Source organism: Wolbachia endosymbiont of Drosophila aff. chauvacae BK-2020, assembly GCF_032848195.1.
GTDB lineage: Bacteria > Pseudomonadota > Alphaproteobacteria > Rickettsiales > Anaplasmataceae > Wolbachia > Wolbachia pipientis.
This window is the reverse complement of sequence record NZ_CP136586.1, coordinates 511,645-529,816: the sequence shown is the minus strand read 5'-3', so window position 1 is coordinate 529,816 and position 18,172 is coordinate 511,645. Positions and strand designations below refer to the sequence as shown.

Here is an 18,172-nt window from a genome sequence, read left to right as displayed (position 1 = left end):
CAGTAAGCTAAAAGGGAACTTATTACTCAACAAAACAAGACTTAAAATTTTGTGCAATGCTATTGATTATAGCTAGATATGCATCTTTTCCAGGCTCTATGTCTGATCCAATAGGATCAAGAACTACCATTTTTGCGTCATTAGAAAGGGCGTTAGGCTTTATGCTATCTTCCTGTGAATGAGCAAATATACATTTAACGTTTTCTTCCTTCATTATCTTTTTTAGCTTCATTAAACTCTTCATACCTATGTAAGAATCCTCTTCTATGGAAAGAATAGCGCTTGGATGATTTAGACCGAAATATTTTTCAAAATATTGATAAGCATCATGAGTAACGATGTATTTTTGATTTTTAAAATCATTCAGTTCTTTCATGATTTCTTTTACTTCTTGGTCTATTTTTTTTATAGCTTTTGTTGCATTAGAACTGTATCGATGGGAATTTCCTTTATCTATGTCAGACAATGTTGCACTTATAGAAAGTATCATGCTCTTTGCATTTTCGGGACTCAGCCACATGTGTAAATCTTTTTCATCTTGAATGTGAGTGATTTTTCTAGAAAATGAATGTGGCCGAGTAGGAAGTAGGTTGATTGCCTTTGACAATTGCACTAGTTCTTTATTATTTTTGGCGAAAGTTTGAACAAACGTCTCTAAGTTATCGTCAACATAAAATATAACGTCACTTGATTCTAAATTACTCGCATCAGATGGCTTTAATATATAATTATGTGCAGATGTTGCATAGCCAAGCAATTCCGGTTCTAAAATCCCTTCTGTAACAGAAGCTACAAGTGAGTGGATAGGTTTGATTGTAGCTACAACTTTTAAATTGGATGAAAAGGCAATATTATAGTATAGTGTAAGTGAAAGTAATAGAAAAAAAGCCAGTAAATGTCCCATATAAACGTTGAGAAGAAGTTAAATTTTGTCAATAAATTGAATAATGTCAATAATCGTGTTCTAAAAATAGAAAATCTTGCTCTCGCATATGATGGTAAAAGAATCCTTGACAATATCAATATGTTCATGGAAAGAGGAGACATAATTACAATACTTGGTCCAAATGGTGGAGGTAAAACCTCTTTAGTGAAAGCAATTGCTGGTATAAATAAAAATTATACTGGAAATATTGTGTTAGCTGAGAACACAAAAATTAGCTACATGCCGCAAAATTTTAGTATTAGTAATTTGATGCCAATAACAGTTGAATATTTTCTTTTAAATAGCTCCTTGAAAAGACTAAAGAAAAATCAATCCATTATTACAGAAACGATAGAGTTGGCTGGTATCGGTAACATTTTGAAAAATCAAGTGTTAGAAATTTCTGCAGGGCAAACACAATTATTACTGCTTGCACGTTGTTTAATTGCAGAGCCTGACTTGATCATTCTAGATGAACCAGTTAGTGCAATGGATATTAACGCGCGGGCTAAATTTTATGATATTATAAATAAAATAGCAAAAAAACGATTGGTATCGATTCTTATGACTTCTCATGATCTTAACTCTGCTCTACCATCCTCAGATTACATAATTTGTATAAATAATACTATCTATTGCCAAGGCAAGCCTGATGAGATTATGAAAAATAGAACCCTAAATGAAATATTTAGCAGTTACGCAGCGAAATGATTCAAAATATTTTGCGTCTTCTGCACATAACTACGGTGCTGACGCGTTACAATATATTACCTTATTTACTTCCACCATCAAAAAAATCAATAAATAAAATACAAGGCCACAAGCTAAAGTGTGCTCTTGAAAAATTAGGTCCGGTGTTCATTAAGTTTGGGCAGTCTATCTCATCACGTACTGATGTTTTAAATGAGGATATAACAAATCACTTGTTATTGATATGTGATAGATTGCCATCATTTTCACATAAAATAGCAGTTAAAACTATAGAAAGTGAGTTTAATTGTAAATTGAGCGACATTTTTTCAAGCTTTTCTGAAAAGCCAATTGCAGCAGCATCGATTTCTCAGGTGCATAGAGCGGTTACAACTGAGGGTAAGGAAGTTGCTGTGAAGGTTTTAAGGCCAAATATTGAGAAAACATTCTCAAGGGATATAAAAATGCTTTCTTGGCTTGCAGAAATTGCAGAAAAATTTAGCGAACAATCAAAAAGGCTGAGGCCAATTGAATTAGTCAAAACTTTTGCTGAAATTTGCCGATTAGAGTTAGATCTACGTTTTGAAGCTGCTCACTCTTCGGAACTAAAGGAAAACACAAAAAATGACAGAGGTTTTTACGTACCTGAAATAGATTGGAATAGAACTTCGAAAAAGGTTTTAACATTAGAATGGATAGAAGCAACGCCAATATACGAAGTTGAAAAACTGAATAATCGTAAGCAAATAGCTATCAATCTTATAGAATCGTTTTGCAATCAAGTATACAGGGATTGTTTTTTTCATGCTGATATGCATCCTGGAAATCTAATGGTTGATAGTAATAACAATATTATTGCCCTGGATTGTGGAATCATGGGTAGAATAGATCGTGAGACATGCTATTACGTTATAGAGATACTCAAAGGCTTTTTAAATCGGGATTATGATCACGTTGCAAAAATGCACTTTAGGGCTGGTTATGTTTCATCACAGCATAGAAATTTTGTCACAGCTTGCAGGGCAATAGGTGAACCCATTATTGGGCAGCCTATACAGAAGATTTCATTTGCTAGTTTACTTGCTCAGCTATTAAAAATAACTGGTGATTTTGATATGAAAGTTCAAACACAATTGTTATTGCTGCAGAAAACTATGATTTTACTGGAAGGGACATGTAGAAAGATCTACTCAGAAATCAATATGTGGAAAGTAGTTGAAGCGTGGATAAGCAGTCAACATGAAAATAAAATAGGGTATAGGGAAAAAATTAGAAGTTCTTATCCTGTAAAAACAATCCAAGGGATATTTAGCCTTATAGAAAAATTAAACCTAATAGCTGATAAAAAATTAGAAAACATCCAAATTAAAAATAAATCAAATGGAAAAGTCTATTTTTTATTGTGGTTTGTAATTATAATTCTAATCGTTAAACTTTTAATTTCTTAAACTATGGGAAAAAACTGCGTCAAATCCAATTTTTATTCAACTTAATTTTTAATCTGCAGGAGCCGAGTTGAGAATGTCCAATTTTCCACTTTCTTTATGTATCTGTTCAGCAGAGTGGCAAAATAAGGTAGACGAGAAAAGACAACTATAGGAACAAATGGGTGTCATGCCAGTGCGTGACACTGGCCTCTTGTTTCAATGTTAAACAAAATACCATAGAATTCAAAAAGACAATTCCTAGAAAATTTCTACATCCAAAAAAGGCATAAGTTATGTTAATGCTGTTTGAATGAGATGATATAAAGATAAGCCAAATTTTTACAAAGAAAACATTTCGAGCAGCAAGACACCTTTGATTGAAAGAGAGCACCAAATTTATGGGGTGAGTAACTGCGCTATTTCAACTATAGTATTTTCTAAAACGAATGATAAACGTCTAAAATGGTATTACCAACTAAAAGGTGTAAGTCTGTACATTGATGCATTAGAGGTCTGAGGCAACTTTTGATGGTGTGCCAACAATGCTCTATCGGATTTAGATCAGGTGAATATGTTGGAAGATAAAGCAAATGACAGCCAAAAGACTCTATTAATGACTTTGTTTTGGGAGTTTTATGGAATGTAGCATTATCCATAACTATGGTTGTATCACGCTGTAATTGTGGAAGTAATCTTCGCTCTAACCATACATTAAATATATCTTTATTACACCCTCCTGTGAAGGTCATTGGTGCAATAAACTTCTCATCCACCTATTATACTCACTCTTTCCCGCTTTTTTCCTGGAACATCAGCATATATTTTTTCTCCTCTTGGAGCTCGTGCATATTCTCGGTATAGTCTATTATCAACTCCTGCTTCATCTATATATAAAATGCTACAGTGGTCTATTTTTGAGACTTTATCGATAAATTGCTGCCTATCTTCTTGATTGCGCTCTTGATAGAATGTGACTTTTTTTAAAGGTTATTTTTAGCTGTCTTAATCTATACCAAATTGCACTTATCCCAAAGCCAAGGTTTTGTTTCATTTCTGCTAGTGTGTGATCTGGGTGTTTTTTGACATATTCTTTGAGTATTTCTGGATCTATTTTTCGAATAAAACCAGTACTTTTTACCGCTTTGAGACCTTGGCCAGTAGCTTTCTTTTTTAGCCATCTATATAGTGTTGCTATCCCTATCTCAAAAACCTCTGCAACTTCAACCTTTGACTTTCCTTTTTCTACCAAAGACACTGCTTTTTCCCTTAAATCTACACTATATACCATCGCTTTCCCTACTTTAAAAAAACATATTATACCTTTATCATTCGCTTTTGAAAATACTATAGTTAGCGGAATGACGGTTTTTCAAATTGTCGGTAAATCTAAGTCAGTTTAGCTATAATTTCCTAAATTTGCTCACAATCTCTTGACTTGACACATATGTTTTTTTCCCAAATGTTACTATCTTCCTCCTTTTCCTTTCTCAATTTGTGCAACCATTTCCTTTACATTTGCATGCGTGAGAAGGGAATTTTTGCTGACATGAGATTTTGGATCAGATTTTGCTGTTACGTGTTTCGTTGCAGATCTTTTATTCTCTGTTAGAAATGAATGAGATTGTTTTTTCTTCACACCGATATCCGCTTGTGCTGCTGGAGTGGTTTTGCTTTCAGCAAGCTGTACATTAGCATTTCCTTTTGCTTGATTTTGCTCAAATTTTTCTTTTAATGCCTTTACTTTACTGCCCATCTCGCGATTAGCTCCTCCTTTCATAGTAGCTGCTGCTATTTTTGGTATCGCCTTACCAGCAGCTTTTTGTGCTGATTTCCTATTGTCTTGATTTTCAGATTTTAGTGGTACTCTTTCAGCTGATTTTTTAAGAATTACTCCTACTACTTTTGGCTCTGTGCTTACTTTTTGATTAGCACGGCTTAGATTTTTAGGCTTTGGCGGTACTGCAGGTTTATCTTTGATTACCACTTTCGATTCTTGTCTAACTTCTTGACCAGTAGTAAACATTTTTTTTGGCACTTGCGGTGGTTTTGGTGGTACGAGGGATTGAGGTTGTTGTTTCTGCTTACGTTCTCTTTTTGCTTCTATATGTTCTTTAGGAACTGTTGCATAAATTGGCTCTTCTTTGGGCGATTTTGAACTCTGCGAATTTTCTATTAAAATTTTACTCTTCTTCTCTTGATAATTTGATATCTCTTTGTATACAGACTCTTCATTTAATGAACTTCCATAGCCTGAATCTTCTCTCTGCTCATATAAAGGATTTTCCTTTTGCTTTTTCTCTTGATAATTTGATATGTCTTCATATTCAGACCCCTGATCTAATGAACTTTCATAGCCTGAATCCTCAGAAGGATTTTCCTTAGCATCAGGCATACTAAAACTATTAGCTCCTTTTAGTAAAGAAGATGTAGACTTTGCCTTGCTTTCTCCATCTGAGGATATTTCTGATTTAAAGCGTACCTTCCTCGAATCTGGAGCAGCCGGAGGTGCTGTTGTTGGTCGCTTTATTTGCCTCATGCGATTACCACCTAATTTTTCTTTCGGCTGTTCTTCTTTTCGCAGCTCAAAAGTACCTTCCTTTTGCTTTCTACCTTCCAAACTCACTTCGTGTGATCTATCTTTTCCTTGACTCTTTTCACTTTGTTCTAAATTTAAAGAATCTTTTAAAATATTATTTTTTCTGAAATCTTTTTCTAATTGTTCCAAGAGATCAATTTTTTTTAAAATTCTTGTATACTTAGCTGCTGTTTCTAAAGTGAAACTTGACAACTCATCATTTACAAAATTACTTATACTACTGTTCTTGGTTGGAAAATTTTTTCCCAAAATTCTATTCATTAATGTTTTAAAAAGACCTAATGGCTGTTCTACATAATTGTTCAAGTCAGTATATATAACAAACTCAGCTATACCTTTTGCCTCACCTGTAAAACCTTCTAATGCATGAGATAAATCCCTTAACGTTTTGTTATATTGTTTCTCTGCATTTCCTAGCTTTACAGCTTTGATCAGAGAATCGAGATTTTTTTTATAGTTCTCACTTTTAAATGGATTATTCATACTAATTACAGCTCATTATTTATTAAAATATAGATCTAAAATATTAAGATCTAGTAAATATTACTTTTGTAATTCATGTAGAACTATAGCTATAATAAGTAAGATTTCCCTACGTCATACCGCCGCGGTATCTCCAGATCCCCCTAACAACTTACTATTACCCACAAATATAAAGTTCGTGAGCAAGTCGCCATCCTTCTGCTAAATCAAAGAGACGTTTATATCCTTTCCAAAGAGTAATTGGTCCTGGTTTTGGGTCATTTTTTCTTGCTAAATGGCCTCCAAGTTCATGAAACAGCTTCTTTTATGTTGGGAACTACACTTGGACATGGTTTTCTGTGTATTTTAACGTATAAAACTTTCCATTCTTCTTCAGCTAATAAGGTAGTACATGGTAATGTTGGGTTAGCTCTTGCAATTGATGTAATAAAGAAGATCCTCCAAGCAATAATACTCATAACTGTTAGATATCTCATTAGTCTTTCTGCTATTCCAAGCCTACATTCTTCAACTTTGAGACCGGATTTAAAATTTTATGTAATATCTCTATTTTCCATCTAAGGCAATTGTAAGTTAAAAACGTGGTATAAAAGAGATAAGAGAGAAAGATAACCCTGCTCACTAGGAATAGCGGGCGTGCGCGACTGAAAGGAAATTGGTATTACAACCGTTGGTATCAAGGTACGCTAGCCCTATCTCTCGATACGCTTGAATAGTTGCTTGGGACATATATATGCACCCGTTTACAATCTTAAATTAACTAAAACTATCGAGGTTTATTATGGTTACATCTTATCAAAATTTTATTGGCATTGACATCGGAAAATTTAAAAATATCGTTGCAATTCACAAACAGAAGAATGCTGTCGAATTTGATAATAATGCTTCTGGTTGGCAACAATTATTTCAAGAGTTTTCAGATATTCTACCTAATGCTTTAGTGACTTTAGAAAATACAGGGAAATATGAGCTTGGCTTATCACATTTTCTTACCGACAAAAATATTGCCGTGCATCGAGCTAATACTCGTAAAGTAAAAAGCTTTATTTTATCTCACGGAACTTTAGCAAAGTCTAGATGCAAGAGCTCTTGCTCAATATGGATTTGAACGCCATAGAACTATCTCTCTATTTGTACCTACCTCTACAGAACAATCAACTTTGGCTGCACTTTGTCAACGTCGTGATGATATTACGCAAATGAGAACTCAAGAAAAATGCAGACTTGAAGCACCGGAAAATGATCATATAAAAGAAAGCTGTCAAAAGACCATTGAGTTTTTCGATAGTCAAATAAACGAACTCAATGATACTATACAAAAGATTATTGATGAAAGCCGCGAATTACAACAACGCCAAAAAATTCTTAAAACAGTTCCTGGAAAAGTTATCACAAGATTTTTTGTGTTTAATGCCAGAGCTTGGTTACTTAAATAGAAAAGAAGTAGCAAGTCTTGCCGGAGTTGCACTGCATCCAAAAGAAAGTGGTAAAGCTGTTGGTTACCGAAGGATTACAGGTGGTAGAAGTAACGTTCGTTCAAAGCTCTTTACAGCCGCTATGGCTGCTACAAGGTCAAAATCTATACTTGGCGCCTTTTATTCTAAGCTTGTTGAAAGTGGTAAGAAGAAGATGGTGGCTATAACAGCCCTAATGCGTAAAATTATAGTAATTGCTAATACAAGACTTAAAGAAGCAATTAATTTGCATACTTAAAAATCTTCACAACGGTAACTGAATTTGGCTAATGAATATGTGCGTCCACACAGACTTAAAGCACATATTCATTAGCTTAAGCAGAAATTGCTGTGGTAGCTGTTTGATATAAAATTCTATTTCTATGACAAACGGGTTTTTATTGCCCATATAATTTGCAAAATTACACAAATAAAAAAATTTTTAAAAAACATAGTTGATACCAACTAATTTTTTCAACAGCTTCATCGAAAGTATTAACTGAAAGATTCGTTAATAGCATCCATTCTAGCGGTTTTTTTTAAGGGAAGGGGAGTTTTCTCAACAACATAAACTGCATAAAGTGGTAATTTAGGTAGTTCTTCCGTCTTATGCCTAATATTATTCTTAGATGGATTCATCATAAACTTTCCAAATCTAACTTCCAAACGTGCTGTTCTTTTTGGCTTATTATCTTTTACAGGAACTTCAACTTCTACCGTACCTGCACAATGAGAGGATTTAATAAATGCCCATAACTTCTGCTCACCTTTTTCAGGATATCGAGATTTTCTATTTACTGCTCTATCTCTGCATGCTCTAACTAGCACTGCCGAATTAAGATTATGTGCAAGCTCAAAAAAGTCATATATATCTGCTTCTCTATCGCATACAGTTATAGTCTCAGTTTGAGTTGGATCAATAATATTATTTGTTTTTCTTAAAGTTTCCAACCACTTTACGCTTTCTTTATCTTCAATGCGATCGCTCTTTTTTTTAAGGTGCTCAGTTTCTTCAGGTCTTGAATAAACTTTTTGATCTAGTATCCCTAGTACCAAACCTTCTATACTAACGGCAAGAGCTGTATGCATTATAATACCTTTTGCAGTATCATAACTGGACAAATTTGCTAATCCGCTTGTTTTTTTATGGTTATTATATACAATGTAACTGGTATCTTGAATGACAAGAACCCTCTTGTGAGCTTTTGTTCTCTCAACCGTCTTATTAATATGTGTAGCTAAAATATCACTTTCTTTTACATTCTCATTTTGAAAAAAACGTTATGCTGTTTTTGCTTCTGACCAACTTTCACATGCTTGATTAATCTAACTTTCAGGTAATTTTGTCAAACATATCAGCAATCTTTACTAATCGCTCAGTTAACCTTTTATCTCCAAATTCATTTTTAGCCCATTCACTACTTTTACTTGCCATTTTACACCCTCAATATTTGCAAACTTTAATATTGTAATATTTTACTTTTTAGTCCATTTATATTTGTGGGTAATAGTAAGGAATGACACCGTCTTGGATGGAAACCAGTGTCAGCTACTTTCATGACACCATCACAAGGTGAAACTGGATCCCAGTGGGCTTTGTTGCATCGCTCAAGCGAAAAGAACTGGCAGTTACTGACAAAATTCATTATAAATAGCCATTTAACTGTTGAAGAAAAAATATGCCACAAAAAATGAGAGTCAGTAACTGCCATGAATATAACAAATTTCTCCAAGAAAGAGGAAGCATTTTTTGTTATATCAATGACGCCATAGAAAATTGGTACGAGAATTGTCCAAAAATGCAGGGCGGCAACTATATTTATAGTGATAAAGTTGTGATTTTGGTGCATATAATCGTCAGTTTCTTTAGAATTGGTTTAAGACAAACAGTCGGGTTTATAAAAGGGTATTTGCAACAAATAGGAAGAGATTTGCAGCTATTCACAAGCATCAAAAGAAACTTAATATTAAGATAAATGATTGCAGAAAATAATATGGAAGATATCGAAATTGCTATAGACAGTACAGGAATTAGTATATACAACAACACACAGCAAGGAAAATAGTACTGACAGAAAATATCGTGGCTATGAGCAAACGAGAAAATTGCACGTAATGTTGAATATAAACAACAAAAAAGCCATAGCTGTAAAATACAGTAACGGCTGATCACTATGGAGCTTGTGATTTGCTAAAAGAAGTCGATTTTCAGTATGTCATAAAAGTACTATATGCAGATAGGGCATATGACAGAGAAAAGCTCTATAAGCTGTGTAATCAATATGGTATAAAAACGAAAATTCCTCCGAAAAACAACGCAGCAGAGCATCCAAAGTTAGACTATATGGCTGAGAGAAATTCTGCAGTCAAGCTCATAAAGTCATATGATGAAGATGGTATAAAGAAGTGGAAAAAAGAGATGAGTTATGGAAAAAGATCTTATATAGAAAGTTTTTTCTCGCAACTGAAACAAACATTCGGGTTTAGTTTTAGGAATAAATCTGAGACAAATAGAGAGAAGGAACTACTTGTTAAATGCTATTTGCTCAATAAGTTCACTGATATTGGTATGGCTAAATTTGAGATAGTTACATGAATTTACCATAAATCACCATCTCATAAAGTGTGATGCAACAAAGCCATCCCAGTGTCAGCTACTTGGATGACAAGAAAGGGAGCACTGGAATGACAGGAGAAGGGGGGCTACTACCGTCATAAAGGAACCAGTGTCAGTTACTCGGATGATACCTTTTTCTACTTAATTTGGGTTATGCAAGAAGTCTATTCGCGGTATAGATTCCGCTAACACGTGGCGGGATGACGGTTGTCGGTAAATCTAAGTCAGTTTAGCTATATGCTTTTAATTCCCCCAAAAGGAGAATTAAATATGTGAAGTTCTAGTTGATATGACTTAATGAATGGTTAGTTTAAATTACTAATTTATTTAAGAGATTTTGATAATATTTAACCCACTCGCTTTTCTATTTTCCATATCACGATGTGCTTGAATTATTTCATCAAATTTATATTTTTTATTGATCCGTACAGTTAAAAGTTTTTTTCTTATCATCTCGAAGATTTCCATTGTGGTAAGCACTAATGTGAATCTATCATGCTTATAATGGTATATTGAGGTTCCAGTTGCAAATAACGAACGTGAACTAAGTAAAGAAAAACTAATAGGAGCGTTACCTGATATCTGCCCATAGGAAACGTATATGCCGAACCTGCCTAAAGATTCAAAAGAAAGCTTGCTTGTAGCGTAACCTATAGGGTCATACACTGCACCTACTCCTCTGTTTTGCGTAATCTCCATAACTTTAGAAACGAAGTCTTTATCATTGTAGTTTATTGCGTATGTGCAGCCACTTTGTAAAGCTATCTTCATTTTTTCATCAGAGCTTACAGAACCTATCACTACACCTTTTTTATCCTTTGCCCATTGGCATATTATTTGTCCTAAACCACCATTAGCCCCATGAACTAGCACGAAAGCACCAGGCCTAACTTTATAAGATTGATTAACTAAATAGTGAGCTGTCATACCTTTAAACAGCACTGCAGCAGCAACTTCATCAGATATGTCATCTGGAATTTTTATCAGATATTTCTGGTGTATAATGCGCTTTTCACAATATGCCCCTGGAGGAGCTGTGCAATATCCAACTCTGTCTCCAACCTTCAATCCATCACTGATTTTTTTACCAAGCTTTTCAATAACTCCCACTGCTTCTACCCCAAGCACTGATGGTAAATTTTTAATTTTGCGCGTACCTTTTCTGTGCTCTAAATCATAACGATTTAAGCCGATAGTTGTGTGACGTACTAAAACTTCCTCGCCTTTTGGCTCACCTATACTCTTATCTACAAATTCTAATACTTCTGGTCCCCCAGTTTTTTTAATTTGTATAGCTCTAACCATGATGAATATTAAGATAAAAACTTTGATTATGTTATCTAACAATTAATATTTTGCAAAGTTATTGTTTTCACAATCAATAGACTTCTTGCGTTACCTCCTGTCATTCCAGTGTCAGCTACTTGGATGACACCCTATTGATTACTGAAATGACACGGTTTGCAAACATTCTGTTACTTAAGCTTAAAGAACGTGTATGATAGTGTTATTTCGCCCAAATCTTTTGTATTACTATCAAGCATTATCTCAGGATCTATATAGAAAGATACGGGCATAGCTGCTTTTTGTTTTGGTAGCAACATTTGCTCTTCAAAACAAAAGCATGCAACTTTATTGAAATACTTACCTGCTTTGAAAGGCGTAACATTATACACCGCCATACCAAATGAAGGCTGATCAGATAGATTTTTTGCGTAATAAAACGCTAAACTTTGTTCTCCTATGTTTACGTCAACGTAGTTAGTTTCTGATTTAAACTCCCAAGGTAGATCGGACATTATATCAGCATTGAAATGGACCCTGATCTTTTGGTTAGTTATATTTGTTGTTGTGTTAGTTACTTTTCTTATTGTGCCACCATACCCAGTAGCTTTACAGAAAATGCTATATAGAGGTACCGATGCATATGCAAGACATATCATCGACACAACTAAAGATACTAAAAAGAAAACTATAGAATTGTTACTGCCTTTCCTTAAAAAGGAAAACATCTAATCCCTATTGTTGAACAAGTTAAGTAACCTGAGTAGATTGAGAAATATATTAATAAAGTCAAAATAAAGATTAGTTGCACCGAGTATTGCCAATTTAGTAGTAGCAACTTCTGATCCGTCATTATGTTTATAATAAACGTCCTTGATTCTTTGAGCATCATACGCAGTCATTAAGGTAAAGACTATTACTGATATGAACGATATTGCAAAGTGGAGAGGACTACTTCCAAGAAATAAATTTACTATAGACGCAATGATTAACCCCCAAACTCCCATAATCAAGAAAGAGCCCATACTTGTAAGATCTCTTTTTGTAGTATTGCCATATAAAGCCATAGAGCCAAACATGATTGATGTAATGAAAAACGCCCTTGCTATATTTTCTGCAGTATAAACTATAAAAACATAAGATAAGGAAAGCCCCATTAACACTGAGAACGAGAAAAATATAGTAACGGCAGACTGAGCACTTAGGTGTTGAATTCTATAAGACATGTAGAACACCAATGCAACCGGAGATAACATTACCACAAGCGATAGAACGGGATTAGAATAAATTACTTGAAAAAGACCAGAAAATACTGTTAAAAATGCAACAAGCCCTGTGACGCCCAAAGCTAAAGCCATGTAATTATATACTTTAGTTAGGTAACTTCTAAGCCCAGCACTATAATAAACGCCTTGAGAGCGAATATCCTGTTCATTTCTCATATAAGACATAATATAACTCCTTTTATCCATTACTTAACACATTATAATATAAAACCATATTTTTATCAAGTGTTTTTATTATAAACAGCTATGCGCTGGCATTTGTTTTAATATAAATAGAATATAGGCCTATTGCTGCTGCGTTTGAAACATTTAAACTGTTAATTGCATTTGACATTGGGATTTTTAAAAGATAATCACAATTTTCTTTAACTAACCTCCGCATTCCTTTCTCTTCAGAACCAAAAATAATTACTCTTTTTTTCTCAAAACTCTTTATTTCATCTATATTTTCTTTAGCATTGCAATCAAACCCGTAACACCAGTAGCCGACCTTTTTTAAATACTGCATAGTTTTTACTATATTTGTAACGTATATTAGCGGAACAATATCTAAAGCCCCACTTGCTGCTTTTGCAATAGATGCATTTTCACTCGGTGAATGGTTATGTGGTAAAACCAATGCGTCGACATTAAAACAAGCTGAAGTTCTTAAAATTGATCCAATATTGTGCGTGTCAGTGACTTGATCTAAAATGACTATAGTAGAACTGTCGTTTGAGCTTTCAGCTACTTCTTCGATGCTTAAGTTATAAAGAATAGGGGCAACATTTAAAGCAATTCCTTGATGGTTAGCACCTTTGGGTAAAACGTCATTAAGTATTTTGTTTTCTACTAATCGAACTTTAATGCCCTTACTATTTGCATATTGCTTAATTTCTTTTTCGTGTTCTCTATAGAAATTTTCTGTTACTAACAGTTCTATACACCGCCTATTTTTATTCTTCAGTGCTGACATGCAGGTGTGCTTTCCATACAGCCAAAAATTCTCATTCGTTTTTGACGATTTCATCGTATTATTGAAAATCGGGTTTTTATAGAATAAGCAACATTTTACTATGTTTGAATATTGTTGTAAAATTATACAATTCGATTAATGCGTTTATGTCGGACGATGAGTTGGATTGGCAAAAAAATGTTAAGCCAATAAAATGTGGAAAAGTTACTTTGAAAGTTGATCATAAAGTAAATATAAAGTCTATGGTTGATAAAGGTACCTCCGACTTACAAGGGAATTTTCTTAATACCAATAATAGTAACTCATCATTTTGTCTTGACCAAAACACAAAATCAAAAGTTGATAGGGGTAAATATTTTATAAGCGATAAGCTCGATTTGCATGGCTATAATATAGAGGATGCTTACTGTAAATTGATAGATTTTATTATCAAAAATTATCGAGCAGGAAATAGATGTTTATTGGTAATTACGGGATACGGCAGTGCAACAAACAAAACAGACACTATAAAGAGTAACTTAAATAAATGGTTAAATGACACTAAAATCCAGCATATGGTTCTATACTACCAACAAGCTACGAAAAAACATGGTGGTAAAGGGGCTTTTTATGTTTTATTAAGAAGGAATAAAAACCTTGAGTCCTGATACTTAAAATTCCTTTTAAGCCTTAATTTTTCTTGTATAACCATACAGTGTTCGGCAGCGCGTGACGCACAACTGTGCGAACATTGTGATTTGGGTCTACCAGGAAGGATGTCTCCCAGTACCTCTTTTCCCGTCATCCCGCTACGTGTTAGCGGGATCTCATTTCACTTTATGAGGGTGTCATCCGAGTAGCCCCTTTCTCGTCATCCCGCTACGTGTTAGCGGGATCTCATTTCACTTTATGAGGGTGTCATCCGAATAGCTTGACTACTTGGATCCAGATTGGATACTGAGTTGGTGAGTATAAAAGTATAGCTTCTACGTCATACCGCCGCGGTATCTCAGCCGCTAACAAATAGCGGGGTGACGAGTTACTATACCGCTGCGAACCGTCATACCGCGATTTATTCCATAGCTGTACGAACATTCATTTTTGAAGGTAAACTGCACAGCAAATGGTGTCATTCCAGTGCTTGACACTGGAATCCAGCCGGCTTTGTTGCATCGCTAGCTATGATGGATTAAAGATAAAAAAGGTGGAGAATATCAGTAGCTTATTATTCTGGTATTTATAACAAGAACGGTCAGTGAATACCTAAATTTGAGTAAAAGAAATTTCACTACCACTCACTAATCCGGCTAAAATTCAAGAATTTCAATGCTTTAGCTATTTTCAATAGAATTAAATTTATTAATATAAATAACAAGTTACTATTCTTAAATTTGATCAGATTGATTGCAAAAAAAACAAGATTTTCAATAAGTTGCTTATAATCCTAATTATAGTTAGCCTTTCATAAGTAGCGATGCAACAAAGCCATTCCAGCGTCACGCGCTGCCATGTGATATACAATTTCCTTCGAATTACAACGTACGTGCGCTCTATATGCACTTGATTGACAAATGCTCTCTTATCAAAATCTCAAGAATCTGCACTATATTTAATGCTGCGCCTTTGCGCAGGTTGTCAGCCACTATCCACATATTTAATCCGTGCTCAACAGTATTGTCTCTTCTAATACGCGATACATATACAGCATTCTCCTGTACAACATCAATTTGAGTTATGTATTCACTATCTTCACGCCTGTTGTACACTAAAACTCCACTATCTTCGGCTTCACTTAGCACTTCACGAGCTTGTTCTTCAGTGATATGTTGATCAAATTCCACATTTACTGCCATAGCGTGACCGATAAAGACGGGTACCCTTACACAAGTTGCAGTAACTTTTATATCTTCCTCTAAAATTTTTTTTGTCTCCTCTTGCATTTTCCATTCCTCTTCTGTAGAGCCATTTTCCATGAATTCTCCTACATGGGGAATGCAATTGAATGCTATTTGCTTAGAGAATATCTTGGGTTTTTTAGCTTCGTTCATAAAGATTTTTTTTGTCTGGTCATAGAGCTCATCCATTGCTGCTTTGCCTGCACCAGAAGTTGATTGATAAGTTGAAGCAACGATTCTCTTTATTTTTGCTTTTTGGTGTAATAGATGTAGTACTAGCAGCATCTGTATTGTAGTACAGTTTGGATTGGATATTATGTTGTGGTTTTTATATTCCATAATTTTTTCTTTATTAATCTCTGGAATAATGAGTGGCACACCCTCTTTCATTCTAAAATGGGAACTGTTATCTATCACGATGCATCCAGCCTGTGTTGCAATTGGTACATACTCTTCAGAAACATGAGATCCAGCACAGAAAATGGCTACATTAGTTCCAACGAAGTCATAATCCTCAAGGCATAAAACTGTTAACTCTTTGTCACCAAAGCTCACCTTCTTCCCTTCTGATTTTTTCGATGCAAGTGCAATAACGCAATCTATCGCCTCATCTTGAAATTCAGCAAGCGTGCTTAATACCTCACGCCCTACTCTTCCGGTTGCTCCAATAACAGCAATTTTGTATCTCATATAGATGAACCTCTAATTTTAAAGTTCTATTATATTTTTACTGACAAAATTTACAATTGTTTTCATATTTTTACCTTGCAATTAATTGTAATTTAGCTATTATTATGCAATATTAGTAATGTTACATAATGAAATAAAAGATGAGTAAGGAATACGATGAAACTAAGGTTAAACCTGCAATGTCTACACCTCAAGGGCCTGAAGGAACCAATGGATCAAAGGCCCAAAGTGTTCTTTCGAATAAAAGAAAGCCTACAATAAATTTTGATGATAAAAAGTATGGTGTAAAAACCTCTAAAATAGACCAACAGTCTCTAAACAAAAGACAAGAATCTTCAAAGCTAAGAGATCTCTTAAGGTCAATACCAATAATAAGGAGATTTTTAGCAAGGATTTTCACACCTGAAAAAATAGAAATCATCAGTAACCCTATATATGACAACATGGAAGCATATAAAAAATCGCAGGAAGATTACCCTAGTAAGATAAAAGATGAAACTAGTATAGATGATGAACACACAAAAGAAGTAGATAGTAAACTTGAGAAGGGTAATGTTGAACAAGTGGACAACAAGAAAAGTCGTAGTTCATAAATATCAATCATTTAAAAATTATCTCTAGTTATAACATTGTATCTGTTCAGATGCATGGCTCATGTACAAATATTGAAACAAAAATTCCAGTGCTCCTTTCTCGTCATCCCAGTGCGTGACACTTGTATCTTTATGATGTGAGGCATTAGAGCTAAAATACCTCACAGGGAGGGTGAAGCTGATGCGACACTAATGCCATTAAGCCAGATTTTGCTTCCCTCCCATAGAGTTAAAGACTGAACAGTATCTTTTGGAATTATATCCCGTATTACAAGGTTAGTCTAAACTCTCAGTTTATTTATAGTCTTGGAGGCAATTTTATGCAAGTAAATGCTATTTTGGGTGTGGATATTTCAAAAAGAAATTTGATGTTTGTTTGTTAGTGGACAGTAAAAAAACGACACAAAGTCTTTCAAAATAATCAAGATGGTTTTGCAAAACTTGTAGTTTGGTGCAATGGCCATGGAGCAAATCTTACTCATTTATGTCTTGAAGCAACTAGTTGGTATGGAGAAGATTTGGCTACTTTTATGCACGATTTAGGACATAATGTCAGTATAGTAAACCCAGAAAGCTTTTGGCAAAAGTGAGCTGCTCAGAAATAAGACAGATAAATCAGATGCAGCTATGATAGCTAGATTTTGTATCGCCAACAAACCTGCTCTTTGGAAGCCCATTGCACCTGAAATGAGGCATTTGAGGGAGCTTTACCGTTGCATGCAATCGCTAAAAGATGATAAGGTGCAACAGACAAATCGCTTGGAAAACAAAAATATGCATTCCAGTTGCAAAGAAGCTATATCTAAAGTAATTTTGGCAATAGAGGAGCAAATTATTGTTCTCGAAAAAGAAATTAATGAGCATATAAATAACTATCCACATCTAAAAAATATGGTGGAAAACCTTAAGACTATAAAAGGTATAGGATATCTTACTGCTGTTGCTGTTGTCGCAGAAATGCCATCAGTTGATAACTTTGACAATGCTAAACAATTTACAGCTTTTGCTGGTCTAAATCCAGGACATTATCAATCGGGATCGTCAGTAAGTAAGAGAAGTTGCATATGCAAAATAGGATCTGAGCGTATTCGAAAAGCTCTTTATATGCCAGCTATAGTAGTCAAAAACCATAATAATCATTTTCAAAAGTTTTGTCAGCGTCTAGCAAGTAAAGGCAAATGTCCAAAAGTCATAGTTCTTGCGTTAATGCGAAAATTAATGCATGTCTTTTTTGGTATTCTTAAAAATAATCAACCATTTAATTGTAATTTTGTTGGATAATTTGTTTGACAGCAGAG

15 protein-coding genes and 5 pseudogenes are annotated in these 18,172 nt (G+C 34.4%); 7 read left to right on the top strand and 13 right to left on the bottom strand.

Annotated elements, in window-relative coordinates:
- Positions 1-22: 22 nt before the first annotated feature.
- A complete protein-coding gene (locus tag R0F62_RS02790; protein WP_274979006.1) occupies positions 23-904 on the bottom strand; it encodes a zinc ABC transporter substrate-binding protein in 882 nt (293 codons plus the stop codon).
- Here R0F62_RS02790 and R0F62_RS02785 point away from each other — a divergent pair.
- Positions 896-1,636: a metal ABC transporter ATP-binding protein gene (locus R0F62_RS02785; RefSeq protein ID WP_038199232.1), complete on the top strand. Its 741-nt coding sequence runs from the start codon at positions 896-898 to the stop codon at positions 1,634-1,636. The genes R0F62_RS02790 and R0F62_RS02785 overlap by 9 nt on opposite strands.
- Complete coding sequence (ubiB, locus tag R0F62_RS02780; protein ID WP_274979005.1) at positions 1,633-3,063, top strand: 2-polyprenylphenol 6-hydroxylase; 1,431 nt, start codon at positions 1,633-1,635, stop codon at positions 3,061-3,063. The genes R0F62_RS02785 and ubiB overlap by 4 nt, the downstream gene beginning before the upstream one ends.
- 416 nt (positions 3,064-3,479) lie before the next feature.
- Here ubiB and R0F62_RS02775 read toward each other — a convergent pair whose 3' ends face one another.
- The 4 genes and pseudogenes from R0F62_RS02775 to R0F62_RS02760 form a co-directional block, all read right to left on the bottom strand.
- Positions 3,480-3,815, bottom strand: coding sequence for a transposase (locus R0F62_RS02775; RefSeq protein WP_049973597.1), 336 nt, complete (start codon positions 3,813-3,815; stop codon positions 3,480-3,482).
- 167 nt (positions 3,816-3,982) lie between these two features.
- Positions 3,983-4,330, bottom strand: a complete 348-nt coding sequence (locus tag R0F62_RS02770) for an IS630 transposase-related protein (protein ID WP_022626382.1) — start codon at positions 4,328-4,330, stop codon at positions 3,983-3,985.
- A gap of 177 nt (positions 4,331-4,507) precedes the next feature.
- Positions 4,508-6,121 (bottom strand): hypothetical protein, encoded by a 1,614-nt coding sequence (locus R0F62_RS02765; protein WP_274979004.1) that lies wholly within the window; start codon positions 6,119-6,121, stop codon positions 4,508-4,510.
- A gap of 157 nt (positions 6,122-6,278) precedes the next feature.
- Positions 6,279-6,686 (bottom strand): annotated as a pseudogene (locus R0F62_RS02760) (IS4 family transposase); the annotation flags it as partial.
- A 216-nt stretch (positions 6,687-6,902) separates the two neighbouring features.
- Between R0F62_RS02760 and R0F62_RS02755 the strand changes: the two are divergent.
- Positions 6,903-7,834: pseudogene (locus tag R0F62_RS02755) on the top strand (IS110 family RNA-guided transposase).
- Positions 7,835-8,027: 193 nt separating this feature from the next.
- Here the strand turns inward: R0F62_RS02755 and R0F62_RS02750 are convergent.
- Positions 8,028-9,010 (bottom strand): annotated as a pseudogene (locus tag R0F62_RS02750) (IS4 family transposase); the annotation flags it as partial.
- Between the two features lie 25 nt (positions 9,011-9,035).
- Positions 9,036-9,425 (bottom strand): hypothetical protein, encoded by a 390-nt coding sequence (locus tag R0F62_RS02745; RefSeq protein ID WP_179943772.1) that lies wholly within the window; start codon positions 9,423-9,425, stop codon positions 9,036-9,038.
- On the opposite strand from R0F62_RS02745, the pseudogene R0F62_RS06755 reads away from it, so the two are divergent.
- Positions 9,321-10,171, top strand: a pseudogene (locus R0F62_RS06755) (IS5 family transposase). The gene R0F62_RS02745 and the pseudogene R0F62_RS06755 overlap by 105 nt on opposite strands.
- Positions 10,172-10,519: 348 nt before the next feature.
- Here the strand turns inward: R0F62_RS06755 and R0F62_RS02730 are convergent.
- From R0F62_RS02730 to rlmB, 4 genes are all read right to left on the bottom strand, one after another.
- On the bottom strand, positions 10,520-11,497 hold the full coding sequence (locus R0F62_RS02730; protein ID WP_038199239.1) for a quinone oxidoreductase family protein: 978 nt from the start codon (positions 11,495-11,497) through the stop codon (positions 10,520-10,522).
- A 170-nt stretch (positions 11,498-11,667) separates the two neighbouring features.
- Complete coding sequence (locus R0F62_RS02725; protein WP_274979226.1) at positions 11,668-12,204, bottom strand: cytochrome c oxidase assembly protein; 537 nt, start codon at positions 12,202-12,204, stop codon at positions 11,668-11,670.
- On the bottom strand, positions 12,205-12,927 hold the full coding sequence (locus R0F62_RS02720) for a Bax inhibitor-1/YccA family protein (RefSeq protein ID WP_010962942.1): 723 nt from the start codon (positions 12,925-12,927) through the stop codon (positions 12,205-12,207).
- Between the two features lie 79 nt (positions 12,928-13,006).
- Complete coding sequence (gene rlmB / locus R0F62_RS02715) at positions 13,007-13,771, bottom strand: 23S rRNA (guanosine(2251)-2'-O)-methyltransferase RlmB (RefSeq protein WP_038199241.1); 765 nt, start codon at positions 13,769-13,771, stop codon at positions 13,007-13,009.
- A 92-nt stretch (positions 13,772-13,863) separates the two neighbouring features.
- On the opposite strand from rlmB, the gene R0F62_RS02710 reads away from it, so the two are divergent.
- Positions 13,864-14,364, top strand: coding sequence for a Smr/MutS family protein (locus R0F62_RS02710; RefSeq protein WP_010082340.1), 501 nt, complete (start codon positions 13,864-13,866; stop codon positions 14,362-14,364).
- Between the two features lie 348 nt (positions 14,365-14,712).
- Here the strand turns inward: R0F62_RS02710 and R0F62_RS02705 are convergent, their stop codons facing one another.
- Both R0F62_RS02705 and R0F62_RS02700 read right to left on the bottom strand, forming a co-directional pair.
- A complete protein-coding gene (locus R0F62_RS02705) occupies positions 14,713-14,844 on the bottom strand; it encodes a hypothetical protein (RefSeq protein ID WP_010962944.1) in 132 nt (43 codons plus the stop codon).
- A gap of 402 nt (positions 14,845-15,246) precedes the next feature.
- Complete coding sequence (locus R0F62_RS02700) at positions 15,247-16,281, bottom strand: aspartate-semialdehyde dehydrogenase (RefSeq protein ID WP_010962945.1); 1,035 nt, start codon at positions 16,279-16,281, stop codon at positions 15,247-15,249.
- Between the two features lie 140 nt (positions 16,282-16,421).
- On the opposite strand from R0F62_RS02700, the gene R0F62_RS02695 reads away from it, so the two are divergent.
- Together R0F62_RS02695 and R0F62_RS02690 are read left to right on the top strand one after the other, a co-directional pair.
- The gene (locus R0F62_RS02695) at positions 16,422-16,874 is read left to right on the top strand and encodes a hypothetical protein (RefSeq protein ID WP_015589289.1); all 453 of its coding nucleotides are present in this window, start codon (positions 16,422-16,424) and stop codon (positions 16,872-16,874) included.
- Positions 16,875-17,194: 320 nt separating this feature from the next.
- A pseudogene (locus tag R0F62_RS02690) lies at positions 17,195-18,155 on the top strand (IS110 family transposase).
- Positions 18,156-18,172 lie beyond the last annotated feature (17 nt).

Coding starts and splice junctions, on each gene's coding strand:
- R0F62_RS02785 (WP_038199232.1), top strand. CDS start 896: ATGTCCCATATAAACGTTGAGAAGAAGTTAAATTTTGTCAATAAATTG.
- R0F62_RS02790 (WP_274979006.1), bottom strand. CDS start 904: ATGGGACATTTACTGGCTTTTTTTCTATTACTTTCACTTACACTATAC.
- ubiB (WP_274979005.1), top strand. CDS start 1,633: ATGATTCAAAATATTTTGCGTCTTCTGCACATAACTACGGTGCTGACG.
- R0F62_RS02770 (WP_022626382.1), bottom strand. CDS start 4,330: ATGGTATATAGTGTAGATTTAAGGGAAAAAGCAGTGTCTTTGGTAGAA.
- R0F62_RS02765 (WP_274979004.1), bottom strand. CDS start 6,121: ATGAATAATCCATTTAAAAGTGAGAACTATAAAAAAAATCTCGATTCT.
- R0F62_RS02745 (WP_179943772.1), bottom strand. CDS start 9,425: ATGCACCAAAATCACAACTTTATCACTATAAATATAGTTGCCGCCCTG.
- R0F62_RS02730 (WP_038199239.1), bottom strand. CDS start 11,497: ATGGTTAGAGCTATACAAATTAAAAAAACTGGGGGACCAGAAGTATTA.
- R0F62_RS02725 (WP_274979226.1), bottom strand. CDS start 12,204: ATGTTTTCCTTTTTAAGGAAAGGCAGTAACAATTCTATAGTTTTCTTT.
- R0F62_RS02720 (WP_010962942.1), bottom strand. CDS start 12,927: ATGTCTTATATGAGAAATGAACAGGATATTCGCTCTCAAGGCGTTTAT.
- rlmB (WP_038199241.1), bottom strand. CDS start 13,771: ATGAAATCGTCAAAAACGAATGAGAATTTTTGGCTGTATGGAAAGCAC.
- R0F62_RS02710 (WP_010082340.1), top strand. CDS start 13,864: ATGTCGGACGATGAGTTGGATTGGCAAAAAAATGTTAAGCCAATAAAA.
- R0F62_RS02700 (WP_010962945.1), bottom strand. CDS start 16,281: ATGAGATACAAAATTGCTGTTATTGGAGCAACCGGAAGAGTAGGGCGT.
- R0F62_RS02695 (WP_015589289.1), top strand. CDS start 16,422: ATGAGTAAGGAATACGATGAAACTAAGGTTAAACCTGCAATGTCTACA.